The 21,855-nt window shown below is 69.7% G+C and carries 26 protein-coding genes; 17 read left to right on the top strand and 9 right to left on the bottom strand.

Annotation, left to right across the window (positions count from 1 at the left end; translation table 11 throughout):
• Positions 1-50 precede the first annotated feature (50 nt).
• The 3 genes from ACT6XY_RS06315 to ACT6XY_RS06305 form a co-directional block, all read right to left on the bottom strand.
• Positions 51-695 (bottom strand): transglutaminase-like cysteine peptidase, encoded by a 645-nt coding sequence (locus ACT6XY_RS06315; RefSeq protein ID WP_444747487.1) that lies wholly within the window; start codon positions 693-695, stop codon positions 51-53.
• Between the two features lie 383 nt (positions 696-1,078).
• The gene (locus ACT6XY_RS06310) at positions 1,079-1,738 is read right to left on the bottom strand and encodes a PilZ domain-containing protein (protein ID WP_444747486.1); all 660 of its coding nucleotides are present in this window, start codon (positions 1,736-1,738) and stop codon (positions 1,079-1,081) included.
• Positions 1,739-1,811: 73 nt separating this feature from the next.
• Positions 1,812-2,411, bottom strand: a complete 600-nt coding sequence (locus ACT6XY_RS06305; RefSeq protein ID WP_444747485.1) for a PAS domain-containing protein — start codon at positions 2,409-2,411, stop codon at positions 1,812-1,814.
• A gap of 429 nt (positions 2,412-2,840) precedes the next feature.
• Between ACT6XY_RS06305 and ACT6XY_RS06300 the strand changes: the two genes are divergently transcribed.
• Both ACT6XY_RS06300 and ACT6XY_RS06295 read left to right on the top strand, forming a co-directional pair.
• A complete protein-coding gene (locus ACT6XY_RS06300) occupies positions 2,841-3,557 on the top strand; it encodes a rhomboid family intramembrane serine protease (protein WP_444747484.1) in 717 nt (238 codons plus the stop codon).
• A gap of 131 nt (positions 3,558-3,688) precedes the next feature.
• Positions 3,689-4,120 (top strand): CBS domain-containing protein, encoded by a 432-nt coding sequence (locus tag ACT6XY_RS06295; protein WP_444747483.1) that lies wholly within the window; start codon positions 3,689-3,691, stop codon positions 4,118-4,120.
• 4 nt (positions 4,121-4,124) lie between these two features.
• On the opposite strand, the gene ACT6XY_RS06290 is transcribed toward ACT6XY_RS06295, so the two are convergent.
• Positions 4,125-5,198: a patatin-like phospholipase family protein gene (locus ACT6XY_RS06290; protein WP_444747482.1), complete on the bottom strand. Its 1,074-nt coding sequence runs from the start codon at positions 5,196-5,198 to the stop codon at positions 4,125-4,127.
• A 3-nt stretch (positions 5,199-5,201) separates the two neighbouring features.
• Positions 5,202-5,654, bottom strand: coding sequence for a phosphoribosyl-AMP cyclohydrolase (hisI, locus tag ACT6XY_RS06285; RefSeq protein WP_444747481.1), 453 nt, complete (start codon positions 5,652-5,654; stop codon positions 5,202-5,204).
• A gap of 190 nt (positions 5,655-5,844) precedes the next feature.
• Here hisI and ACT6XY_RS06280 point away from each other — a divergent pair, with 190 nt between their 5' ends.
• A complete protein-coding gene (locus ACT6XY_RS06280) occupies positions 5,845-6,192 on the top strand; it encodes a hypothetical protein (RefSeq protein ID WP_444747480.1) in 348 nt (115 codons plus the stop codon).
• A gap of 11 nt (positions 6,193-6,203) precedes the next feature.
• On the opposite strand, the gene ACT6XY_RS06275 is transcribed toward ACT6XY_RS06280, so the two are convergent.
• On the bottom strand, positions 6,204-6,572 hold the full coding sequence (locus ACT6XY_RS06275) for a TfoX/Sxy family protein (protein ID WP_444747479.1): 369 nt from the start codon (positions 6,570-6,572) through the stop codon (positions 6,204-6,206).
• Positions 6,573-6,693: 121 nt separating this feature from the next.
• Between ACT6XY_RS06275 and gatC the strand changes: the two genes are divergently transcribed.
• From gatC to ACT6XY_RS06215, 12 genes are all read left to right on the top strand, one after another.
• A complete protein-coding gene (gene gatC / locus ACT6XY_RS06270; protein WP_444747478.1) occupies positions 6,694-6,981 on the top strand; it encodes an Asp-tRNA(Asn)/Glu-tRNA(Gln) amidotransferase subunit GatC in 288 nt (95 codons plus the stop codon).
• A gap of 3 nt (positions 6,982-6,984) precedes the next feature.
• The gene (gatA, locus tag ACT6XY_RS06265; RefSeq protein ID WP_444747477.1) at positions 6,985-8,496 is read left to right on the top strand and encodes an Asp-tRNA(Asn)/Glu-tRNA(Gln) amidotransferase subunit GatA; all 1,512 of its coding nucleotides are present in this window, start codon (positions 6,985-6,987) and stop codon (positions 8,494-8,496) included.
• Between the two features lie 4 nt (positions 8,497-8,500).
• Entirely contained in the window at positions 8,501-8,716 is a 216-nt protein-coding gene (locus tag ACT6XY_RS06260; protein WP_444747476.1) for a hypothetical protein, read from the top strand.
• 86 nt (positions 8,717-8,802) lie between these two features.
• Positions 8,803-11,079, top strand: a complete 2,277-nt coding sequence (locus ACT6XY_RS06255) for a fused MFS/spermidine synthase (RefSeq protein ID WP_444747475.1) — start codon at positions 8,803-8,805, stop codon at positions 11,077-11,079.
• A gap of 224 nt (positions 11,080-11,303) precedes the next feature.
• Positions 11,304-11,843 (top strand): sigma-70 family RNA polymerase sigma factor, encoded by a 540-nt coding sequence (locus ACT6XY_RS06250; RefSeq protein ID WP_444747474.1) that lies wholly within the window; start codon positions 11,304-11,306, stop codon positions 11,841-11,843.
• Positions 11,840-12,547, top strand: a complete 708-nt coding sequence (locus ACT6XY_RS06245; protein ID WP_444747473.1) for an anti-sigma factor — start codon at positions 11,840-11,842, stop codon at positions 12,545-12,547. The genes ACT6XY_RS06250 and ACT6XY_RS06245 overlap by 4 nt, the downstream gene beginning before the upstream one ends.
• Positions 12,548-12,661: 114 nt before the next feature.
• Positions 12,662-14,131, top strand: a complete 1,470-nt coding sequence (gene gatB / locus ACT6XY_RS06240; protein ID WP_444747472.1) for an Asp-tRNA(Asn)/Glu-tRNA(Gln) amidotransferase subunit GatB — start codon at positions 12,662-12,664, stop codon at positions 14,129-14,131.
• 8 nt (positions 14,132-14,139) lie between these two features.
• Complete coding sequence (locus ACT6XY_RS06235) at positions 14,140-14,640, top strand: GNAT family N-acetyltransferase (RefSeq protein WP_444747471.1); 501 nt, start codon at positions 14,140-14,142, stop codon at positions 14,638-14,640.
• The gene (locus ACT6XY_RS06230; RefSeq protein ID WP_444747470.1) at positions 14,640-15,209 is read left to right on the top strand and encodes a hypothetical protein; all 570 of its coding nucleotides are present in this window, start codon (positions 14,640-14,642) and stop codon (positions 15,207-15,209) included. The genes ACT6XY_RS06235 and ACT6XY_RS06230 overlap by 1 nt, the downstream gene beginning before the upstream one ends.
• 65 nt (positions 15,210-15,274) lie before the next feature.
• A complete protein-coding gene (locus ACT6XY_RS06225) occupies positions 15,275-15,733 on the top strand; it encodes an HPP family protein (protein ID WP_444747469.1) in 459 nt (152 codons plus the stop codon).
• 77 nt (positions 15,734-15,810) lie between these two features.
• A complete protein-coding gene (locus tag ACT6XY_RS06220) occupies positions 15,811-16,434 on the top strand; it encodes a glutathione S-transferase family protein (protein WP_444747468.1) in 624 nt (207 codons plus the stop codon).
• Positions 16,431-16,901 carry a GNAT family N-acetyltransferase gene (locus ACT6XY_RS06215; RefSeq protein ID WP_444747467.1) on the top strand — a complete coding sequence of 157 codons (471 nt, stop codon included), beginning with the start codon at positions 16,431-16,433 and terminating at the stop codon, positions 16,899-16,901. Before ACT6XY_RS06220 ends, ACT6XY_RS06215 begins: the two co-directional genes overlap by 4 nt.
• A 14-nt stretch (positions 16,902-16,915) precedes the next feature.
• Here the strand turns inward: ACT6XY_RS06215 and ACT6XY_RS06210 are convergent, their stop codons facing one another.
• On the bottom strand, positions 16,916-17,206 hold the full coding sequence (locus tag ACT6XY_RS06210) for a hypothetical protein (protein WP_444747466.1): 291 nt from the start codon (positions 17,204-17,206) through the stop codon (positions 16,916-16,918).
• A gap of 218 nt (positions 17,207-17,424) precedes the next feature.
• On the opposite strand from ACT6XY_RS06210, the gene ACT6XY_RS06205 reads away from it, so the two are divergent.
• Positions 17,425-18,123 carry a glutathione S-transferase N-terminal domain-containing protein gene (locus ACT6XY_RS06205; protein ID WP_444747465.1) on the top strand — a complete coding sequence of 233 codons (699 nt, stop codon included), beginning with the start codon at positions 17,425-17,427 and terminating at the stop codon, positions 18,121-18,123.
• A 125-nt stretch (positions 18,124-18,248) separates the two neighbouring features.
• Positions 18,249-18,533 carry a hypothetical protein gene (locus ACT6XY_RS06200; RefSeq protein ID WP_444747464.1) on the top strand — a complete coding sequence of 95 codons (285 nt, stop codon included), beginning with the start codon at positions 18,249-18,251 and terminating at the stop codon, positions 18,531-18,533.
• Here the strand turns inward: ACT6XY_RS06200 and ACT6XY_RS06195 are convergent, their stop codons facing one another.
• Positions 18,534-19,769, bottom strand: coding sequence for an MFS transporter (locus ACT6XY_RS06195; RefSeq protein ID WP_444747510.1), 1,236 nt, complete (start codon positions 19,767-19,769; stop codon positions 18,534-18,536).
• Between the two features lie 103 nt (positions 19,770-19,872).
• Complete coding sequence (gene ilvD / locus ACT6XY_RS06190) at positions 19,873-21,714, bottom strand: dihydroxy-acid dehydratase (RefSeq protein WP_444747463.1); 1,842 nt, start codon at positions 21,712-21,714, stop codon at positions 19,873-19,875.
• Between the last annotated feature and the right edge of the window lie 141 nt (positions 21,715-21,855).

Here is a 21,855-nt window from a genome sequence, read left to right as displayed (position 1 = left end):
GTCTGGGGACGGGGAGGGGTGGGACGTGACCGAGGACGCGAAACTTCGTGCTAGCGGGTGGCGACGGCGGCCGGCGCGCGGCCCGGACCGATCGTCACCCACTGATTGGGGTCTTGGGTGGCCTGCCGCTTGATGAAGCGGTAGCCGGTCTGGTTCCACAGGCGGATGTCGCTCGTCTCGTTGTCGAGGACGTAGTCGCCCCGGTCGGTGCGGACCGTGAGGATTGCGTGGCCGTCGCCTTGGCGGTCACGGACCACGGTGATCAGCAGGGCACTGGCCGGAAAGCCTGCCTCGACGAGGAGCTTCTTCTTGAGGAGCACGTAGTCCTCGCAGTCGCCTCGTCCCGAGGTCGGATAGGTCCAGCGCTCGTCCGTCCCGTACTGGTCCATGTCGGTGACCGGCTCGATGGCCGTGTTCACATGGGCGTTGATGCGGATCAGCGTCGCCCAGGCATGGCGGTCGGCCCGGATGAGGTCCGTAGCCAGGAGTCCGGGCCGGCAATCGGCGGGGAAGTCCCTGCAGAACTGCCGCCAGCCGATGGGGGCGGTGGTCGCGCCCTGTTCCGTCAGGAAGGCGTGGCGGTCGCCCGGCTCCGCGCTCGCCGCCGGCATCACTGCTACGAGGCCGAGCACCAGCGCGGCCAGTGCCGCACCCTTCATCTTCACCCCTGGCCACCAGGTCCTTCGACCGATCATGACGTGTCCCTCCGTCGTTGGCTGGACACTGGCAGGCCGATTTTGCGGTGCGCTGAAACCGATCGGTGAAAGGCGACGCTTTTGCGAGAGGGTTCGTTCAGTTTAACGGCGGGTGGATTTACCCTGAGGGTTCAGCGGGTGATTCAACACGACAGGCCAAGTGCCTGCAACGGAACGATAAAACCGGGTCGCGGGCGCACCGGGACTTGCCAGGGCGTTGACGGCGCGCCCAGGCGATGGCGGGAAGTGTGAACGGATGGGGGTGGTCCGACCGCATGCCGTTAACGGGCGTTTCAGCACGTCAGCAGCCGGTGTCTCTGGGGCAGGTCGGGGCGGGGGGCGTGACGCACCGGAAAGAGGCGCCCGTGGGCGCGATCCGGAGGTCAGCGGGCGATCATCACCGGTTCGGCGTTCGCCTTGAGGTCGGCGCCGAGTTCCTGGCCGAGGGCGAGGATGGTGTCGATCGGCTGCTGGCCGGAGAACTCGATGGCGACGCCACGCTCGAGCACGCGCACGACGCGCGCCATGGTGCGGGAGATCTGGACGATGTCGCCGGGCTTCAGGTCCTCCGCTCCGCCGATGGCGGCGCCGGAGAGCGAGATGTCGAGGACGCGCACCGGCACCTTCTCGCCCAGCGGCGTGGTGATGGTGGTGAAGGGGTTGCGCGGGATGACGCGCTCGTGCCGGCGATCCTCTGGCAGGCCGAGGATCTGGCGGTTGGCGAGCCAGGTGAGCTGGTCCGCGAGCTTGTCGCGCTTGCGCAGCGAGGCCTCGATGGTCATCGAGAAGCCGGTCTCGGTGACGCGGACGATCATGCCCTCGATGCGGCCGATGTGGTCGAGATAGGCGATGACCCGCTCGCCGAGCTTGCCGACCACGGGCGCTACGATGGCGGCGCCGCCGGGCGACATGTCCACGACCTGGCAGGGAAATTCGCGCCGGTCCGACAGCATGAAGCGGCCGAGGACGTCCACCCGCACGCGCTGGAAGCGACGGTTCTCTTCCGACGAAGGTGCGGACAGGACTTTCGCGAGCGCTGACATGATTGGCGGGGTTGGAGGACGATCCGCCAAAGATTAACGGGTGAGCGTTAACGCAGTGTTGCAGAACCCGCCGTCAGGCCACATTCCCGCCGTGAATGAGACGCAGCGCAGGCCGGGCGGAAAAGGCCGTCGGCGCGGGCTGGACCGGGGCGTCGGCGGCGAGCGCGGCTGCACCCTGCCAGCGCGGCCAGAGCAGACGGACGGCGTCCACGTCGATGCTGGCGATTTCGTCCCGGCCGACCCAGTAGGGGGGCTCGCCAGCACTGATGGCGCCGATGAGGCGGCCACCGAGCCGGCCGCGGTGGACCAGCGGCATCATGACCGCCTCGAGGCTGACGGCGCGTCCGGCGATGCTGGTGGCGGTCAGGCTCGCCATCAGGCCGGCGGGGGCGGCCAGCGCATCGCCGAGGGTGTGCAGCAGCGTGCCGCGCGCCTCGGTGGTGAAGGCGTCGAGGAAGACCGAACCCTTCAGCTCCCGCGCGAAGAGCGCGCAGGCCCGGGAACCCGCCAGGCGATAGGCGAGGGTGCCGTCGCGGCCCGCCTCGAGAATGAAGGTGTCGCCGAGGATGGGGGCGATGGCGCGCGGATCGACCTCGGTGCGGTCGGGCGCGGGCCGGCCGGCGCGCAGCTGGTCCCAGTAGGCGAAGAGGGTGCTGCTGGCGGCATTGTTCATGGTGCGGGTCTCGTCTGTGCCGATCCGGGACGGAATGCGATGTGTCCTGAGGAAGGGAGCAGCGGCCGTGCCATGGGGCGGCGAGTGGCGCAGGGTTAACAAAGCGTTTCCGCGTTAGGGTTAAGCAAGGGTTTCGATTGCCGGCGGACCGGCGCTCGTGTTTCGCTCGGGACGTTCCACGAATTCGGGACGCCGGCGTGACTCCCGGCCGACCGCGCCACTTTCAGGCATTCTCCTGGGGACACGAGGAGATGGAGACGTGACCAATCGGGAATGGTTCGCCATTCCCCACGTTCCCGCCGGGGGAGATCGCAAGATCTCCCCCTTTTTTTGCCCATGCGCAGGCGATCACGACGGGGTGCCGCTCTCGACAGGGGGGCGGGCTTGGCTCTAGTGAGACCTTCCCTCAGGCGATGCCGGCAGTCCTCCTTGTCCGAACGCGAACCGATCCTCAACATTCCCGGCGTCGTCACCGCGCTCTGCCTGGCCATGATCGTCATCCACGCCGTCAGGGTGTTCCTGCTGGGGGACGATGCCGACCGCGAGGTGCTGCTCGCCTTCGCCTTCATTCCCGCGCGCTTCGAGACCTCTCTGGCGGGCACCTGGTTTCCCGGTGGGGCGGCAGGCGATGCCTGGACCTTCGTGAGTTATGCCTTCCTCCATGCCGACTGGACGCATCTCGTCGTCAACGTGCTCTGGCTCACCGTCTTCGGCTCGGCGGTGGCGCGCCGCTTCGGCACGTTGCGCAGCCTCCTGTTCTTCGCGGTGACGGCGGCGGCCGGCGCGCTCGGCCACCTCGCCGCGGTCGGGACCGCCTTCGTGCCGGTGATCGGCGCCTCGGCTGCGGTCTCCGGCTTCACGGCGGCGGCGCTGCGCTTCATCTTCCAGGCCGGAGGCCCGCTCGGGGCGATGCGGGCGGGAGGGGATGGCGCCTACCAGGTGCCGGCCCTCGGCCTTGCCGCCATGGTGCGCAATGGTCCCGTGATGGGAATGATCGCGGTGTGGATCGCGGTCAACGTGGCGTTCGGCGCCATCAACCTGCCGATGCCGGGTTTCGAAGGGCAGATCGCCTGGCAGGCTCATCTCGCGGGCTTCGCCGGAGGACTGTTCCTCTTCCGCTTCTTCGACCCGGTGCCCGCCGCCTGAGGCCTGTTGCACTGCACTCCTGCGGTCTTGTCTTCCCCCCGCCCGGGGCGAATACTTCGGGTCCGGGCGACCGGGGCATGACAAGGCGGGGCGGCCCGCGACGGGCGTCCCTCCGCGACCGGAGGCAGATCATGAACGTGAAGAGCATTCTGGACGCCAAGGGCAGGGCGGTCGCCACCATCCTCCCCGACGCGACCCTGGCGGCCGCCACGCACATGCTGGCGGAGAAGAGGATCGGCGCCGTCGTGGTGACGGGGGCGGGCCATTCCGTCGCCGGCATCCTGTCCGAGCGCGACATCGTCCGCTCCCTCTCCGAGCACGGCGCGGGCGCGCTCGAGCGTTCGGTGGCCGAGACCATGACGCGGAAGGTCGTGACCTGTTCGGAAGCGGATTCCATCGGCCAGCTCATGGAGAGCATGACCGACGGCAAGTTCCGCCACCTTCCCGTGGTGGAGGGCGGCCGCCTGGTCGGCATCATCTCCATCGGCGACGTGGTGAAGCGCCGGCTCGCCGAGATCGAGAGCGAGGCCAATGCGCTCAAGGACTATGTGATGAACGCCTGAGCGTTCAGCTCACCGCCTTCATCGCCTCGGCGAGGTCGGGCAGCAGCCGCTCGGCGGCCTCCTCGCCCAGCGCGATGGCCTCGGCGGCGCGGTGGAACTCGAACAGGCCGATCTTCGACAGCCTCGGCCCGATGAGGATGTTGGGCGGGTCGCCGGCGAGGCGCTGGCGGGCGATGCGCTCCTGGGTGGCGTTGAAGGCCTTGGCCATGACCGTGGGGATACCCGGGGCGCGGGCCACCGCGAGGCGCGGGTCGATGCGTCCGGGTTCGAGGTCGAGGGACATGGCGGCGCGCAGCGGCCGCGCCAGCGCCCGGCCGATGCCGCGGCCGAGGCCGCGTCCGATGCCTTTGCCGAGATCGACCACCGCCCTGACGCGCGGACGCCGCTCGACCAGCGGCAGCGCCTCGTCCTCCGGGCTGGTGCCGTGGTCCTGGATGACGGTGGAGCGGCCGAGGGCGTCGGCGTTGAGGCTCACGGCGATGACGAGCCTGGCGCCGAGGGCGCGGGTGACCGACACCGGGACGGGATTGGACAGGGCGCCGTCCATCAGCCAGCGGCCGCCGACGCGGACCGGCGGCAGGATGCCGGGGAGGGCGTAGGAGGCGCGCAGCGCCGTCATCAGCCGGCCACGGGTCAGCCAGATCTCGTGGCCGGTGCCGATTTCCGTCGCTACCGCCGCGAAGCTGATCGGCAGCGTCTCGATGCGCGCTTCGCCGATCTCCCGCTGCAGGAGCTGGGCGAGCCGCGACCCGCCCATCAGGCCGCCGCCGGAAATGGCGATGTCGACCAGCGCGATGACGTCCCGCCGCTTCAGCGCCAGCGCCCAGTCGGTGAAGGCGTCGAGCTTGCCGGCCGCATAGAGGCCGCCGACCGCCGCGCCGATGGAGGTGCCGGCGATCACGTCCGGCTCATAGCCGGCGCGCACCAGGGCGCGGATGATGCCGATATGGGCGAGCCCGCGGGCGGCGCCACCGCCGAGGGCCAGCCCGATGACGGGGCGCGGCGGCGGCGTGGCGGCGCTCTCGGCGAAATCGGTGGGCTCGGTTTCCGGCCGGCGGCGGCGGCGCAAAGACAGCATGGGTCAGCCGAAGGCCGGGCGGAGGCGTTCGGCGTCGCGGGGCACGAGCCGCACGTCATCCAGGGGGCCGCCCGTGGGAACGGCGCGGTAGAAACAGGTTCTGCGGCCGGTGTGGCAGGAACCGCCGTCACCACCGACCTTTACCTTTAGCCAGACCGCGTCCTGGTCGCAGTCGACGCGCATCTCGACGACGGTCTGGATCTGCCCGGAGGTGTCGCCCTTGTGCCAGATCACCTGGCGCGAACGCGACCAGTAGTGGGCCTCGCCGGTCTCGACCGTCAGGCGCAATGCCTCGGCGTTCATGTGCGCCACCATGAGGAGGTCTCCGGTCTGCGCATCGCTGGTCACCGCCGTGATCAGACCGTCGCCGCCGAAGCGCGGCAGCAGCCGGTCGCCTTCCTCGATGTCGCTCCGCGAGGGTGACGCAGGGGCCTGCGGGGAGTGGTCGGTGCACATGGGAACGGGTCCGGGAACGAAGGGGGCGCGGGTCCTGTCAAGTGTTCTATCCCGCGCTTGTGGACAAGCCCAAGGGCGAAGATCGGTGGAAGTGCCGGGCCACCACCACGTCAAGGTTAACGAATGGTTCGGCTCGTCCGGCCCGCCCCCGGCGGGTAATTTGGCGGCTCCCCTTCCACCGGAGACCCCCATGAGCGAGCAGCGAGACCTTTTCTCGAAGTCCGTCGTCGCGGATCAGGCCGAGCTCAAGGCCAATGCCGCCCTCTATGCGGCACGGGAGAAGGCATGCGCTCCGGAGACGGAGGTCCAGCCCTTCATCACCGCGCCGCCGCGGGTCATCCGCCAGGGCGGCGCCGAGGCAGCCCGTGCGCTGCGTGAAAAGTTCGTCGCCGAACATCAGGCGGTCGTGGTGGAGGCCGCCGCGCGCTTCGCCCGCCGCGAGGGCAGCATCCCCGCCCGCTCCATCCTCAGGTTTCGCCTGAGCGACCTGCCGCGCCTGATGCGCCCGGATCGCGAGCCGCCCAAAACCGGCGGCTGACGGGCGAGCCTCTAGCTCTCGTCCATCCGGCGAGGGCCGCGCTCCCGGCGCGCCGCCTTGGCGGGCAGGCTCGCCACATAGTCCACGGCCATTTGCGCCCAGCCGTCGAGGCTCGCGGCGTCGAGCCCCGCGGGATCGACGTAGAGATAGCCCCTCATGGGTTTGCCGCGCATCTCCATCGGCCGGGTTCCCGGCCGGGCGAGGGCGGCATCGTGCCGGTCGCCGCCGACGCGGAGCAGCAGGCCGCGCGGCGAGAGGGCCGCCACCATGTTGCCGCCGAGCAGAACGGCGGTGCCGCCGAACATGGCGATGCGGCTGGTCGCACCGTGGCGACCGGCCAAGGTCTCGATCACGCCCAGAATCGTCTCGTCATCCGTCATGGCCCGCTGCCTCCCCCGCCAACGCGCCTCGCGGCGCTTTCCCGTGTTACCATTGCGGCGCGAAACGGCCTGATGCTAAGAGGCGCGATCCGCATTTTTCGTTCCAACGGGTGAATTCCGCATGTCCGTCGATCAGGCGACCGTACGGCGCATCGCGCATCTCGCGCGCATCGCCGTGACAGACGATGAGGTGCCGCACCTCCAGGATGAACTCAACGCCATCCTCGCCTTCGTCGAGCAGCTCAACGAGGTCGACGTCACCGACGTCGAGCCCATGACCTCGGTGACGCCCATGGCCATGAAGAAGCGCCAGGACGTGGTGAGCGACGGCGGCATCGCCGACCTGATCGTCGCCAACGCGCCGGAGCGCGAGGGTCATTTCTTCGCCGTTCCCAAGGTCGTGGAGTAAGTCGTGGCCGACCTGACCCAGCTGACCATCGCCGAGGCCTGCGAGGGCCTGACGCAGAAGACGTTCTCGGCCACCGACCTGGCGCAGGCCTATCTCGCGGCCATGGAGAAGGGCCGCAAGCTCAACGCCTATGTGCTGGAGACGCCGGAGAAGGCGCTCGAGATGGCGGCCGCCTCGGACGCCCGCATCGCGAAGGGCGAGGCCGGCCCGCTCGAGGGCATTCCGCTCGGCGTGAAGGACCTGTTCTGCACCAAGGGCGTGCGCACCACCGCCTGCTCGAACATCCTCGGCAATTTCGTTCCGCCCTACGAATCGACCGTCACCAGCAACCTCTGGCGCGACGGCGCGGTGATGCTCGGCAAGCTCAACAACGACGAGTTCGCCATGGGCTCGTCGAACGAGACGAGCTGCTTCCCGACACCGGTCAATCCGTGGCGGCGGCAGGGCTCCAACGCCGGCGCCGGCCCCGACGGGGTCGACGGCACCCCGCTTGTTCCCGGCGGCTCCTCAGGCGGGTCCTCTGCGGCCGTCGCCGCCATGCTCTGCGCGGGCGCCACCGCCACCGACACGGGCGGGTCGATCCGCCAGCCGGCGGCGCTCACCGGCACGGTCGGCATCAAGCCGACCTATGGCCGCGTCTCGCGCTGGGGCATCGTCGCCTTCGCCTCCTCGCTCGACCAGGCGGGCCCGATCGCCCGCGACGTGAAGGACGCGGCCATGCTGCTGCGCTCCTTCGCCGGCGCCGACGCCAAGGACACCACCTGCGTTGACCGCGAGGTGCCCGACTACGCCGCGGCGGTGGGCAAGTCGATCAAGGACATGACCATCGGCATTCCCAGGGAATACCGGATCGACGGCATGCCGGCGGAAATCCAGAAGCTCTGGGACGAGGGCGCCCAGATACTGAAGGAAGCCGGCGCGAACATCGTCGAGATATCGCTGCCGCACACGAAATACGCGCTGCCCGCCTATTACATCGTGGCGCCGGCGGAGGCCTCCTCCAACCTCGCGCGCTATGACGGCGTGCGCTACGGCCTGCGGGAGCCCGGCAAGGACATCGTCGACCTCTACGAGAAGACCCGCGCCAAGGGCTTCGGCAAGGAGGTCCGCCGCCGTATCATGATCGGCACCTACGTGCTCTCGGCCGGTTACTACGACGCCTATTACGTGCGGGCCCAGAAGCTGCGGACGCTGATCAAGCAGGACTTCGAGCAGGCCTACGCCTCCGGTGTCGACGCCATCCTGACGCCGGCGACGCCTTCGGCCGCCTTCGGCATCGGCGAGAAGGGCGCGGCCGACCCGGTCGAGATGTACCTGCAGGACATCTTCACGGTGACGGTCAACATGGCGGGCCTGCCGGGCATCGCCGTGCCCGCCGGGCTCGACAACCAGGGCCTGCCGCTTGGCCTGCAGCTCATCGGCCGCGCCTTCGACGAGGAGACGCTGTTCTCGGTGGCCAGCGTCATCGAGAAGGCCAAGGGGCGCTTCCCGGTCTCGGACCGCTGGTGGGGATGAGCCGGTGATCACCGCCCGGGCCGTCGCGATCGCCGCCCTGACGGTGTTCGGGTGGCTCCTCTGGGCGCTGGCTCTGGCGATGGTCGTCTACGTGCTCCTCGCCTGGCGGAGCGGGGACCCCGCCTTCAAGATCGCCTATCTCGCGGCGGCAGGGCTTGCCGCCGTCGCCGGGGGCATTGCCTGCCGGCGTTACGCGCGGCGGATCGGCGCGGGCGGCTAGCCGCGTTGGTCCTCCACAGTGACCATACGTTCTTTTAAGAGGCGATCGGCCATTCTCCGCGGGTTTCGTTGCCGCCGCGGGGCCCCATGTCTTCCATCGAGACGTCATACGACATGGCCGCCGGCCGGGCGAACCCCGCCCGGGTCGCCGCGCTCCCGCTCTTCGCGCTCGCCATTTTCGTTTCGGCCTTCCTGCTGTTCTCGGTGCAGCCGCTGTTCACCAAGATGGTGCTGCCGGTGCTCGGCGGCACGCCGGCGGTCTGGTCGGTGGCAATGGTCTTCTTCCAGGGCGTTCTGCTGCTCGGCTACGGCTATGCCCACCTGCTGAACCGCTTCCTCGATCCCCGGCGCGCCGTCATCGTCCATCTCGCCATGATGGCCGCGGTCTTCGCGCTGGCGCTCCCCATTGGCCTCGCGCCGGGCTGGGGCCGCCCGCCGGCGGATGGCGAGGCGTTCTGGCTCATCGGCCTCTTCGCCGCCTCGGTGGGCCTGCCCTTCTTCGCCATCGCCGGCAACGGGCCGCTGCTGCAGGCCTGGTTCGCCCGCACCGGCCACCGCGACGCGGCCGACCCCTATTTCCTCTACGGGGCGTCGAACCTCGGCTCGTTCCTGGCGCTGCTCTCCTATCCGTTCGTCATCGAGCCGCTGCTGCCGCTGAAGGCACAGTCCGCCGTGTGGGCCGGCGGCTTCGCCGTGCTCGGCGGCCTCATCACCCTCGGCGCACTGGTGCTCGCCCGGACGGTGCGCGCCGAACCTGCGCCGGTGCAGACCGCCCGCGTGGCGGCGCCGGTCGCCCATGCCGACCGCCTCGCCTGGATCGGCCTCGCCGCGGTGCCCTCCGGCCTCCTCGTGGCGCTGACGGCGCATCTGTCGACGGACGTCGCGGCCGTGCCGCTCCTCTGGGTGCTGCCGCTGGCGCTCTTTCTTCTCACCTTCGTCCTCGCCTTCCGCGACGGCGGCGCGCGGCTCCACCGCGTCATGGTGGCGATCCAGCCGCTGATGCTGGTCGGCGTCATCTTCGCCATGGTGCTGGGCGCCCGGGTGCCCTGGCCGCTGGCGGCGGCGCTGCATGTCGGCTTCTTCTTCGTCGCGACGATGGTCTGCCACGGCGAGCTCTATCGCCGCCGCCCCGCTGCCGCGCATCTCACCGAGTTCTACGTGATGCTGTCGGTCGGCGGCGTCATCGGCGGCATCTTCGCGAGCCTCATGGCGCCGGTGATGTTCAATTCGATCCTCGAGTATCCGCTCCTCGTCTGCGCCGCCGTGCTGTGCCGGCCGGGATCGACGGCGGCGCTGGCGCGGCTCGGCTGGCCGCGCACGCTCGCCGTCGCGGGCCTGTTCGTGGTGCTGGTGGCGGTGCAGGCGTGGACCGGGCTCACCGCAAAGGCGCTGCCCGTCATCGCCTACCTGCTCGTTGTCTGCGCCATCGGTGCGGCGGTGCTGCTCGGCCGCAGCAGGCCTGCGCTGCTCATGGCAGGGGCGGCGGCCTTTCTCGCGGTGAGCCAGGCGCCCGTCATGCCGGCGGGCACGCTCGCGCGCGAGCGCTCCTTCTTCGCCGTCCACGAGGTGCAGGAGACGCCGAGCGGACAGGGACGCCTGCTGGTGCACGGGGTGACCGTCCACGGCGCCGAGCGTATCCGCCATCCCGACGGCTCGGCCGTCGCCGGGCGCCCGGAGCCGGCGAGCTACTATCACCGCGGCGGCCCCTTCGGCGAGGCCATCGACGCGGCGCGCAGGGCGAACGAGGGCCGGCCGCTGCGCGTCGCCGCCATCGGTCTGGGCGTCGGCTCTCTCGCCTGCTACAGCGCGCCCGGCGATGCCTGGACCTTCCTCGAGATCGATCCCGTGGTGGTGCGCATCGCCCGCGACACCAGGCTCTTCGCCTCGCTGACCCGCTGCGCGCCCGACGCCCCGGTCGTCGTCGGCGACGGCCGGCTGACGCTCGCCGACCAGACGGGCCGCTTCGACCTCATCATCGTCGACGCCTTCTCCTCGGACGCGATCCCCGTGCACCTGCTGACGCGGGAGGCCTTCGCCGCCTATCTCGACCGGTTGGCGCCGGGCGGATCGCTGCTCCTCCACATCTCCAACCGCAACATGGACCTGCGCCCGGTCGTGGCGGCCGCGGCCGCCCCCCAGGGCCTCGCCGGCCGGGTGCGCCAGGGTGCGGCGGACGGGAGCATCGGCGAGACGTTCACCGCCGCCGCGCTCGTCGCCATGGTGGCGCGCGACGCGCATGCGCTCGGCCCGGTGGCAGACGCGGCGGGATGGCAGCCACTTGCCGCGCCCGACGACTTCCGCACCTGGACCGACGACTACTCCAACATCATCGACCCGATCATGCGGCGCTTCCGCCAGCCCTGAGGGCGAGCGACGCCCGCATTGGCGCGGGCGCCGCCGGGGGCCGGCGCGACGGGCGGTGCTGCCAGGGCCCCTGGGGTGGAGGGGGGTCCACCCGCTGCGCTCTACGGCGCGATTCCGGCCGCGGATGCAGCCGTCGGGCGAAAAGCAGGCGACAGCGACAGCCTGTCGCATCCAAAGGGCCCGCTTTGGTGTAGAACCACTGACTGCATGGTTCGGGAGGCTCCATGGTTGCGGTCAGCGACGATCTCAAGGACGCCCTCGCGCGCTGCGCGGGCGGCGACAAGGCTGCCCTCAGGATGATCTATGACAGCGAATGCGCATCGATGATCGGGGTCGCGGCGCGCATCGTGAAGCGCCGGGAGCTCGCCGAGGAGGTCGTGCAGGAGGTCTTCGTCAAGATCTGGCGCAACGCCCACCGCTACGATCCTGGCCTCGGCCCGGCCAGGGCCTGGATCTACGCCATCGTCCGCAACCAGGCGATCAACACCCTGCGCAGTGGCCGTCGCGAGGACCTCGTCGACGAGGTGCCGGAGGACGCCGGTTCGGCCGTCGAGGCCTATGCCGCCGCCGAGCGCCTGCCCGACGGAAACGCCCTGCGCCGCTGCCTCGAGGGACTGGAGGCGCGCCGCCGCACCAGCCTGCTCATGGCCTATGTGGACGGCTTCTCCCACGGCGAGATCGCCGGCCGGCTCGGCCTACCGCTCGGCACGGTCAAAGCGTGGATCCGCCGCTCTCTGCTGGCGCTCAGGGAGTGCATGGGATGACCGACGATCTCATCGCCAACGCCGGTGAATATGTCGCCGGGCTCATGTCGCCGGAGGAGCAGGAGGCCTTCGAGCGGCGGATCGCCACCGATGGCGAGGCGCGCCGCGCCGTCGCGGAATGGCGCACGCGGCTTCTCGCCCTCGACGAGACGGCGACGCAGCTCACCCCCTCGGAAGGTCTCTGGCCCGCCATCGAGGCGGCGGTGGGCGCGGCGCGCCCGGAACCGGCGGCGGAACCGGGCTGGTTCGCGCGGATCTGGCAGGACGTCTCCGCCCTGCGGCTGGCGAGCCTCGCGGGCGCCGCAGCGGCGCTCCTCATGGCCGTGCTGCTGGTGACGCAGCCCTTCGGTGGCGGTGGGTCCAGGCCGACGGTAGTCGCGGTGCTGAACGCGCCGAACACCGGCGAGGCCGGCGCCATCGTCGAGGCCTTCGCCGACGGCCGCATCCGCGTCGTGCCGCTGCGCGCCATTCCGGTGCCCGAGGGCCGGGTGCTGCAGGTCTGGACGCTGTGGGACCGGCAGGTGGGGCCGCGTTCGGTCGGCCTGATGGAGCGGGCGCAGGCGCGCGACTATGCGACATCCGGCATGCCGCGACCGGCTGACCAGCAGCTCTACGAGATCACGCTGGAGCCGGCGGGCGGTTCGCCGACGGGACGGCCGACCGGGCCGATCCTCTATGTCGGACGGGGCGCCACGCCGCTGTGAACCCCATCGGCAGCCGGCAGTGAGCCGTCGTCCTGGGCGATTGCCCACTGCCTATTGCCGATGGCCGCCCCATTGGGCTACCCAAGCGCATCTCCTTCACCGCCGGGCCCACCCATGACCGCTCATGCCAATCCGAAGAACCTGATCCCCGGTGCCACCGGCGACTGGGAGGTGGTGATCGGCCTCGAGATTCATGCGCAGGTGGCCTCCAACGCCAAGCTGTTCTCGGGTGCCGCGGTCGGCTTCGGCGCTCCGGAGAACAGCCAGGTCAGCCTCGTCGACGCGGCGATGCCGGGCATGCTGCCGGTGATCAACGAGGAATGCGTGCGGCAGGCCATCCGCACCGGCCTCGGCCTCAAGGCGAAGATCAACCACCGCTCGGTCTTCGACAGGAAGAACTATTTCTATCCGGACCTGCCGCAGGGCTACCAGATCAGCCAGTACAAGAGCCCAATCGTCGGCGAGGGCGAGGTCATCGTCGACCTGTCGCCGACCGAGAGCTTCAAGGTCGGCATCGAGCGCCTGCATCTGGAACAGGACGCCGGCAAGTCGATCCACGACCAGCACCCCGCACTGTCCTACATCGACCTCAACCGCTCGGGCACCGCGCTGATGGAGATCGTCTCCAAGCCGGACATGCGGTCCGCCGACGAGGCGAAGGCCTATGTGACGAAGCTGCGCACCATCCTGCGCTATCTCGGTACCTGCGACGGCGACATGGAAAAGGGGAACCTGCGCGCCGACGTCAACGTCTCCGTGCGCCGGCCCGGCGAGCCTTTCGGCACGCGCTGCGAGATCAAGAACGTCAACTCGATCCGCTTCATCGGCCAGGCCGTGGACTACGAGGCGCGCCGGCAGATCGGCATCCTCGAGGACGGCGGCACCATCGACCAGGAGACGCGCCTCTACGACGCCACCAAGGGCGAGACGCGCTCCATGCGCTCGAAGGAAGAGGCGCACGACTACCGCTACTTCCCCGATCCGGACCTGCTGCCGCTCGAGTTCAGCCAGGCCTATGTGGACGACCTCGCCGCCGTCCTGCCGGAACTCCCCGACCCGAAGAAGGCCCGCCTCATCGCCGAGTACGGCCTAACGCCCTACGACGCTTCCATCCTCGTGCTGGAGAAGGAGAGCGCCGACTATTTCGAGGCCGTCGCCAAGGGCCGCGACGGCAAGAGCGCCGCCAACTGGGTCATCAACGAGCTGTTCGGCCGCCTCAACAAGGAGGGCAAGGACGTCACGGCCTCGCCGGTGTCGCCGGCCCAGATCGGCGGAATCATCGACCTGATCCAGGCCGGTACCATCTCCGGCAAGATCGCCAAGGACCTGTTCGAGATCGTCTTCACCGAGGGCGGCGATCCCGCCGCCATCGTCGAGGCGCGCGGGATGAAGCAGGTCACCGACACCGGCGCCATCGAGAAGGTCATCGACGAGGTGATCGCCGCCAATCCCGACAAGGTGCAGCAGGCCCTCGCCAAGCCCACCATGCTCGGCTGGTTCGTCGGCCAGGTGATGAAGGCCTCCGGTGGCAAGGCCAATCCGGAAGCCGTCAATGCGCTTCTGAAGGCGAAGCTCGGGATCTGAGGGTGGGCATGGTGGCGCTGACCATCCGGCGCGTCACGCCGCAAGATCTCGACGCTGTTCGTCGGGTCCTCGTCGAGACCTGGCACGCCACCTATGACGCGGTTCTCGGCGCCGAACGCGTCGCCGAAATCACCGGGTCTTGGCACAGCCTCGGAAACCTTGCCGCACAGGTCGACAGACCGGGCGAGGTTTTTCTCCTCGCGCAGACCGACGGAGCGGTCGTGGCCACCGCATCCGTCGTGCCGGCGAGCGATGGGGTCCGGCTCGGTCGGCTCTATGTGCTGCCGGTTTTCCAGGGGCAGGGAATAGGCCGGGCGCTGATGGCGGAGGCCTTGCGGCTCGCGGGCGATCCCGGTCGGGTCAGCCTCGAGGTCGAGCCGGCCAACCGGACAGCGATACGGTTCTACGAGGCGGCCGGCTTCCGCATCGTCGACCGGTCCGGTGCCTGCGGAGCCCCGGGTTCCGGGGTCGAGGCCCTTGTGATGGAACGCCGCCGGGGTGCCGGCTGATGGCGACTCTCTGGACGTCGAACATCGACCGCGATCCCCGCTATCGTGGCGCCGAGGAGATCGTCGCGGCGGCGGGCTATCAGGTCACGGTCGGGGAGGGCGTCATCACCGCCGCCCACGAGGAGACCGGCGAGAGCCGACGCTTCCGCTCCCGCAAGGAGTTTCTCGCCTTCGCCGAGGCCCTGGCCAGCGGCGAGCCGCCGCCAAGCCCCCGGCGGAGTGCCGGCATTCGCAATGGGCCGGGCTTCGGCGAGCGGGTGGCGCGGGCCTCCGTACCGCTCCCGGACGAGGCCGGCGCGGAGACAGACCTCGCCAAGCTCCAGGCGCTCTGCCGGGCTCTGGTGATCGAGCGCGACGCCTGGAAGGCGAAGGCCGAGGCCCGCACGGCAGGCGACGACGGGGAGCCGGCCGACAACGCTGAAAAATACCGTGCGCTGAAGAAATTCATCGCCCGCGAGTTCCATCCCGACCAGGTCCGTGCCGACGGGATCGAGCGGCTGGTGCGCACGGAAGTGTTCAAGACGATCTGGGCCCATATCGAGGCGCTGGAGCGCACGGGCCGCTCCTGACGCCGCGGCTGCACGCAACTTGCTTGGGTCTGTCCTGCATCCAGCCCCCGCAGCAAGGCAGCCTCATGATCCTGCGCCACACTCCGCCGACACCCGCAAGGCTCGCCGCCGCCGCCATCGCCACCGCCGGCGTGGTACTGGCGGCGACCATCGCGTTCCGGACCTTCTCCCTGCCGCTGCTGCTGGCCTCCATCGGCGGCTCGGCCGTGATCGTCTTCGGCATGCCCGACAGCCGGATGGCGCGCCCCCGCAGTCTCTACGGCGGTCATGCCATCGGCCTGGCGGCGGGGTTCCTCGCCGTCGTCGCCGGCCGCAGCGACTATGCGGTGGCGGGAGCGGTGGCGCTGGCTCTGGTGGCGATGCTGCTGACAGATACGGTCCACTCGCCCGCCGGGGCCGATCCGATCATCGTGGCGACGGGCGGGGCAGGCTGGGAAATCCTCCTGATCGCGGCGGGCCTCCTCATGCTCACCGACATGCTCGGCCGCTTCATCGGCTGGTGCTTCTCCGACCCCGGGGAGTGAATGGCAGCAGCGCGCGCGGCCCCTCTTGCGCAGGGGCCTGTCGCGGCGCTTCCATGCCCCACCCTGGGAGGACAATCATGACGAAGCGCTTCACGCTCCACGGTTTCTGGCTGTCGGGGCCGACCTACAAGGTCGGCCTGATGCTCAGCCTTTGCGGCGAGGATTTCGCCTATCACTCGCTGAACCTGCGTGCCGGCGAGCACAAGAGCCCGGCCTTCCTCGCCAAGAACCGCTTCGGCCAGGTGCCGGCCCTGGATGACGCGAAGACCGGCCTGTCGCTCTGCCAGTCCGCCGCCATCCTCGAATATCTCGCGGCGGAACTCGGCAAGTTCCAGGGCGAGGGTGCCGCCGGCGCGGCGCGGGCCCGCGAATGGATGTTCTGGGACTTCGACCGGCTGGCCGGACCGATCTATCGCTCGCGCGCCCAGCGCTTCGGCATCCGCGCCTTCAACCAGCCGATCATGGAAATGTACTGGGCCGAGGGCAATGCGGCGCTGAAGGTGCTGGAGGAGGCGCTGGCCGCGTCCGACTGGCTCGCCGGACAGGCGCCCAGCATCGCCGACATCGACGTCTACGGCGTCGTCGCCTATGCGCCGCAGGCGGGCTTCAACCTCAAGGCCTATCCCGCCATCGGGGCCTGGATGGCCCGCATGGAGGCGCTGCCCGGCTTCCTGCCCACCACCGGCCTGCCGCAGGCATGAGCGCGGTCACCGTCCGGGAGGCGAGGGCGGGGGACGTGCCGCGGATCGCCGCCCTCATCGCCATGGGCAATGCCTCACGCCCGATGACGGCGGTGGAGGCCGAGGCCGAGGGCCGGCTGCCGGTCTATGCCGAGGCCTTCGCGCGGGTCGCCGCCTCGGAGGCGAATCACCTGTTCGTCGCCGAGGAGGACGGCCGGGTGGTCGGCACCTATCAGCTGACAGTGCTGCCGGGGATCGCCGAGCGCGGCCGCACCCGCGGCAAGATCGAGAGCGTCCACGTCGACCCGACACTGCGAGGCAGCGGCATCGGTGCCGTGATGATGCGCCACGCCCTGGAAACGGCGCGGCAGCTGGGCATCGGTCTGATCGAACTCTCGTCCAACAAGAGCCGGACCGATGCCCACCGGTTCTATGAGCGGCTCGGCTTCTCGAAGAGCCACGAGGGTTTCAAGATGGTCCTCGACTGAGCCGCCGGGCCGCGTCAGCTGCGGACGCGGCGGGCCCGGCATTCGGGGAGGAAGGTGCGCCAGGACTTTCCGGCGGCCTGCAGGCGGGTCTTGTCGCGCCGCCATTCGGCACCGCAGTCGCGCATGATCTGGTCGTTGCGCAGCTGGGCGGCCGAGCGCGGCCGGCGCGTGGTGGTCGAGGCCGGCGGCGTGGTGGTGGTCTCGGTCGCCGAGGAGCGGCTTCGGCCGGCCGGGGCGGTCTGCGCAGCGGCGATGTCGACGGTGAGGACGAGGGCGGCGAGGGCCGCGAGCCAGTGAAGTCGCATGGGTGATCCTCCTTTGAGATCCGGCGCACCATTCCACCCTCCGGCCCAACCCGGGATGAACGCGGCGTCGGTTGCATCCTGCCCTGTTCGTGCAACCGCGCAACTGGGGCATCGCACGGATATCGTCGGCGGGGCTTCACGTCCGGCGGCGAAATGATAGGGTCCCGCCGAAGGCCCGCCGGTCCCGACCGGCCCCCGAGAGCCCTGCGGAGACGTCCATGTCGCAACGCCCGATCGAACTCCACTACTGGCCGACGCCCAACGGCTGGAAGATCACGATCATGCTGGAGGAGTGCGGCCTGCCTTACACGGTCCACCCCGTGAACATCGGAAAGGGAGACCAGTTCAAGCCCGACTTCCTGAAGATCGCGCCGAACAACCGCATGCCCGCCATCGTCGATCCCGACGGGCCGGACGGCGCGCCGATCTCGGTCTTCGAGTCTGGCGCTATCCTCATGTATCTCGGCCGCAAGACGGGGAAGTTCTACCCGCAGGACGAGCCCGGCCGCGTGGCCGTCGAGGAGTGGCTGATGTGGCAGATGGCGGGCTTCGGCCCGATGCTCGGCCAGACGCACCATTTCCGCATCTATGCGCCGGAGAAGATCGAGTACGCCATCAGCCGCTACACCAACGAGGCGAACCGCCTCTACGGCGTGCTGAACAGGCGGCTCGAGGGCCGCGAATTCATCTGCGACACCTATTCCATCGTCGACATGGCCTGCATCGGCTGGGCGAAGCTGTGGGAGCGGCAGGGCCAGGACATGGCGCAGTTTCCGAACGTGAAGGCCTGGATCGACCGCATGCTGGCCCGGCCCGCGGTGCAGAAGGGGCTGATGGTGAACAAGGAGGACCGTGCCGCCACCCCGCCGACCGATCCGGCGGCGCAGGCCGTCCTGTTCGGCCAGAAGGCGCGCTGAAGCGACGGGCCGACGTTCACCCTCCCGTAGCGTTAATTCATCGTTGACCTATGGGAAGCAGACTGCGCGTGACTGAAGGGTATCGGGCGGCCGAATGGCGGCCCGTCTCAACCGGAGATCATGCGATGACCGTGATGATCCTCGCAGAGGACGAGGCACCGTCCATCGTGCCCGTGGACCTCGCCGACAGGCCGGCGCGCGAGCTGGGCACGCTGTACGCGGCTGGCCGTGTCGTGCCGCGCGACCTCGTCGCCGCGCACATGTGGTTCAACATCGCCGCGCTGAAGGGCGATCGCGACGCCGCCCACCGACGGCAGGAGGTCGCGGCCGAAATGAGCAAGGACGAGATCGCCCAGGCGCTGGGCTGGGCACGGGCCTGGCTGGATTCGCAGGCGCCGGTTTCCGCCTGATCAGACGGGCCGCGCCCGCGGCTTTTCCACGTTCGGCAGGAAGATCGTCAGCAGGCCGATAAGCGGCAGGAACGAGCAGAGCCAGTAGACGTAGTCGATGCCCTTGGCATCGGCGATCTGGCCGAGCACCGCCGCGCCGATGCCGCCCATGCCGAAGGCGAAGCCGAAGAACAGGCCGGAGATCATGCCGACCTTTCCCGGCACCAGTTCCTGGGCATAGACGAGGATCGCCGAGAAGGCCGAGGCCATGACGACGCCGATGATCGCCGTCAGCACGATGGTGCCGGTCAGCCCCGCATAGGGCAGGGCGAGGGTGAAGGGCAGCGTCCCGAGGATCGAGCCCCAGATCACCACCTTGCGGCCGAAGCGGTCGCCGATGGGCCCGCCGAGCAGCGTCCCGACCGCCAGCGCGCCGAGGAAGACGAAGAGCATGAGCTGCGCGTCGCGCACCGACACGCCGAAGCGGTGCATGGCGTAGAAGGTGTAGTAGCTCGAAAGGCTGGTCATGTAGACGTATTTCGAGAAGATCAGCAGGCTGAGCACGCCGATGGCGGCAATGACCCGCCGGCGCGGCAGAGGCGTCGGCCGGGCGGGCGCGGGGCGGGAGGCCTGCGCGGCGCGCCGCGCCGCATACCAGCCGCCGACCTTCGTCAGGATCACCATGGCGGCGAGCGCCAGCACCGCGAACCAGGCCACGGAGTGCTGTCCCCGGGGCAGAATGACGAAGGCCGCCGCGATGGGGCCGAGGGCCGTGCCGGTGTTGCCGCCGACCTGGAACAGCGACTGGGCGAGGCCATGCCGGCCGCCGGAGGCCATCCGCGCCATGCGCGAGGATTCCGGGTGGAACACCGCAGAGCCGAAGCCGACAAGGCCGGCTGCGACCAAGAGCAGCCCGTAACTGCCGGCATAGGCGAGCAGGATCAGGCCCGTCAGCGAGAAGCCCATGCCGACGGCGAGCGAGTAGGGCTGGGGATGGCGGTCGGTGTAGAGGCCGACCAGCGGCTGGAACAGCGAGGCGGTGCCGGAGAAGACGAAGGCGAGGAGGCCGATCTGGCCGAAATCCAGCGCGTAGTTCTCCTTGAGCACCGGATAGAGGGCGGCGACCAGCGACTGCATCACGTCGTTGAGCAGGTGGCAGGTGCTGAGCGCCGCCAGGATGCCGAACGAGGTGCGGTCGACGGCAGGGGGGGCCGTGTCGACGGGCGTGCTGGTCACGGATGCTCCTCGGGGCGGCATGAGCCGCATGATTATTGCCCGATTGGGAGGCAATCCGTGGCGGTGGTCAATGCTGCCGCGGCGGGAGCCCGCATGCGCCGGGCGAGGGGCTCCCGGGGGCCGTTCAGTCGACCTGACGCACCGCGCCCTTGGCGGCGCTGGTGGCGAGGGCAGCATAGGCCCTGAGCGCCGTCGTCACCTTGCGCTTGCGCGGGGCCTCGGGCTTCCAGGCGGCCTTGCCTCTCGCCTCCATGGCGGCGCGGCGGCGGGTGAGTTCCTCGTCGGACACGCGCATGGCGATCGTCCGGTTGGGGATGTCGATATCGATCATGTCCCCCTCCTCGACGAGGCCGATGGCGCCGCCCTCGGCGGCTTCCGGCGAGGCGTGGCCGATGGAGAGGCCCGAGGTGCCGCCGGAGAAGCGGCCGTCGGTGATGAGGGCGCAGGCCTTTCCGAGGCCCTTCGACTTCAGGTAGCTCGTCGGATAGAGCATTTCCTGCATGCCGGGGCCGCCGCGCGGGCCCTCGTAGCGGATGACGACGACGTCTCCGGCCTTGATCTTGTTGGTGAGGATGGCGTCCACCGCCGCGTCCTGGCTCTCGAAGATGCGGGCGGGGCCCGAGAAGGTCAGGATCGAGGCGTCGACGCCGGCGGTCTTCACGATGCAGCCGTCGAGGGCAATGTTCCCGAAGAGCACGGCGAGGCCGCCGTCCTTGGAATAGGCGTGGTCGGCGGAGCGGATGACGCCCTTCTCGCGGTCGAGGTCGAGCTCTTCGAAGCGGCGGTTCTGGCTGAAGGCGACCTGGGTCGGCACCCCGCCCGGCGCCGCCGAATAGAAGGTGTGGACGCTCTCGCTGTCGCTCACCGTGACGTCCCAGCGGGCGAGTGCGGCGGCCATGCTCTCGGAATGGACGGTGGGCAGGCTGGTGTCGATGAGGCCGGCGCGGGCGAGTTCGCCGAGGATCGCCATGATGCCGCCGGCACGGTGGACGTCCTCCATGTGGACGTTCGCCACCGACGGCGCGACCTTGCAGAGCACAGGCACGCGCCGCGACAGGCGGTCGATGTCCTCCATGGTGAAGCCGATCTCGCCCTCGTGCGAGGCGGCGAGCAGATGCAGCACCGTGTTGGTCGAGCCACCCATGGCGATGTCGAGCGTCATGGCGTTCTCGAAGGCCTTGAACGAGGCGATGGAGCGCGGCAGCACGCTCATGTCGTCCTGCTCGTAGTGGCGGCGGGCGAGGTCGACGATGAGGTGGCCTGCCTCGACGAAGAGGCGTTCGCGGTCAGCATGGGTGGCGAGCACCGAGCCGTTGCCGGGGAGGGCGAGGCCGAGGGCCTCGGTCAGGCAGTTCATCGAATTGGCGGTGAACATGCCCGAGCAGGAGCCGCAGGTCGGGCAGGCGGAGCGCTCGATGACCTTCACGTCCTCGTCGGAGACGCGATCGTCGGCGGCGGCCACCATGGCGTCGATAAGGTCGACCTTCTTCAGCACGCCCTCGGCGATGAACTTGCCGGCCTCCATCGGGCCGCCCGAGACGAAGATGGCGGGAATGTTGAGGCGCATCGCGGCCATCAGCATGCCGGGCGTGATCTTGTCGCAGTTGGAGATGCAGACGACCGCGTCGGCGCAATGGGCGTTGACCATGTACTCGACGCTGTCGGCGATGATCTCGCGCGAGGGCAGCGAATAGAGCATGCCGTCGTGGCCCATGGCGATGCCGTCGTCCACGGCGATGGTGTTGAACTCCTTGGCGACGCCGCCGGCCTTCTCGATCTCGCGGGCGACAAGCTGGCCAAGATCCTTCAGGTGCACGTGGCCCGGCACGAACTGCGTGAAGGAATTGGCGATGGCGATGATCGGCTTGCCGAAATCGCTGTCCTTCATGCCGGTGGCGCGCCACAGGCCGCGGGCGCCGGCCATGTTGCGGCCGTGGGTCGTGGTGCGTGAACGATAGGCGGGCATGGTCGTTTCCGGTGCTCGGCGTTGGATTGCTTGATCGGCCCGGCGCGCGGTCCGTTGACCCAGCCTTTATCGGTTCAAATCGGGTTAGGCCAGTGCGGCACGGGGCCGTCCCCCATGCCCGCCGCCGGCATGGCAGGCATT

The organism is Phreatobacter sp., from assembly GCF_052440005.1.
Lineage (GTDB): Bacteria > Pseudomonadota > Alphaproteobacteria > Rhizobiales > Phreatobacteraceae > Phreatobacter.
The sequence above is the reverse complement of the archived record's forward strand: the minus strand, read 5'-3'. Positions and strand labels throughout refer to the sequence as shown.

Bases quoted from the DNA above. Each gene is read 5' to 3' on its own strand.
- ACT6XY_RS06280 (WP_444747480.1), top strand. From the start codon at position 5,845: ATGAGCGAGCAGCGAGACCTTTTCTCGAAGTCCGTCGTCGCGGATCAG.
- gatC (WP_444747478.1), top strand. From the start codon at position 6,694: ATGTCCGTCGATCAGGCGACCGTACGGCGCATCGCGCATCTCGCGCGC.
- ACT6XY_RS06205 (WP_444747465.1), top strand. From the start codon at position 17,425: ATGTCGCAACGCCCGATCGAACTCCACTACTGGCCGACGCCCAACGGC.
- gatB (WP_444747472.1), top strand. From the start codon at position 12,662: ATGACCGCTCATGCCAATCCGAAGAACCTGATCCCCGGTGCCACCGGC.
- ACT6XY_RS06200 (WP_444747464.1), top strand. From the start codon at position 18,249: ATGACCGTGATGATCCTCGCAGAGGACGAGGCACCGTCCATCGTGCCC.
- ACT6XY_RS06295 (WP_444747483.1), top strand. From the start codon at position 3,689: ATGAACGTGAAGAGCATTCTGGACGCCAAGGGCAGGGCGGTCGCCACC.
- ACT6XY_RS06215 (WP_444747467.1), top strand. From the start codon at position 16,431: ATGAGCGCGGTCACCGTCCGGGAGGCGAGGGCGGGGGACGTGCCGCGG.
- ACT6XY_RS06305 (WP_444747485.1), bottom strand. From the start codon at position 2,411: ATGAACAATGCCGCCAGCAGCACCCTCTTCGCCTACTGGGACCAGCTG.
- ACT6XY_RS06290 (WP_444747482.1), bottom strand. From the start codon at position 5,198: ATGCTGTCTTTGCGCCGCCGCCGCCGGCCGGAAACCGAGCCCACCGAT.
- ACT6XY_RS06220 (WP_444747468.1), top strand. From the start codon at position 15,811: ATGACGAAGCGCTTCACGCTCCACGGTTTCTGGCTGTCGGGGCCGACC.
- ACT6XY_RS06255 (WP_444747475.1), top strand. From the start codon at position 8,803: ATGTCTTCCATCGAGACGTCATACGACATGGCCGCCGGCCGGGCGAAC.
- ACT6XY_RS06275 (WP_444747479.1), bottom strand. From the start codon at position 6,572: ATGACGGATGACGAGACGATTCTGGGCGTGATCGAGACCTTGGCCGGT.
- hisI (WP_444747481.1), bottom strand. From the start codon at position 5,654: ATGTGCACCGACCACTCCCCGCAGGCCCCTGCGTCACCCTCGCGGAGC.
- ACT6XY_RS06315 (WP_444747487.1), bottom strand. From the start codon at position 695: ATGATCGGTCGAAGGACCTGGTGGCCAGGGGTGAAGATGAAGGGTGCG.
- ACT6XY_RS06310 (WP_444747486.1), bottom strand. From the start codon at position 1,738: ATGTCAGCGCTCGCGAAAGTCCTGTCCGCACCTTCGTCGGAAGAGAAC.
- ACT6XY_RS06195 (WP_444747510.1), bottom strand. From the start codon at position 19,769: ATGCCGCCCCGAGGAGCATCCGTGACCAGCACGCCCGTCGACACGGCC.
- ACT6XY_RS06225 (WP_444747469.1), top strand. From the start codon at position 15,275: ATGATCCTGCGCCACACTCCGCCGACACCCGCAAGGCTCGCCGCCGCC.
- ACT6XY_RS06235 (WP_444747471.1), top strand. From the start codon at position 14,140: ATGGTGGCGCTGACCATCCGGCGCGTCACGCCGCAAGATCTCGACGCT.
- ACT6XY_RS06245 (WP_444747473.1), top strand. From the start codon at position 11,840: ATGACCGACGATCTCATCGCCAACGCCGGTGAATATGTCGCCGGGCTC.
- ilvD (WP_444747463.1), bottom strand. From the start codon at position 21,714: ATGCCCGCCTATCGTTCACGCACCACGACCCACGGCCGCAACATGGCC.
- ACT6XY_RS06250 (WP_444747474.1), top strand. From the start codon at position 11,304: ATGGTTGCGGTCAGCGACGATCTCAAGGACGCCCTCGCGCGCTGCGCG.
- ACT6XY_RS06210 (WP_444747466.1), bottom strand. From the start codon at position 17,206: ATGCGACTTCACTGGCTCGCGGCCCTCGCCGCCCTCGTCCTCACCGTC.
- ACT6XY_RS06230 (WP_444747470.1), top strand. From the start codon at position 14,640: ATGGCGACTCTCTGGACGTCGAACATCGACCGCGATCCCCGCTATCGT.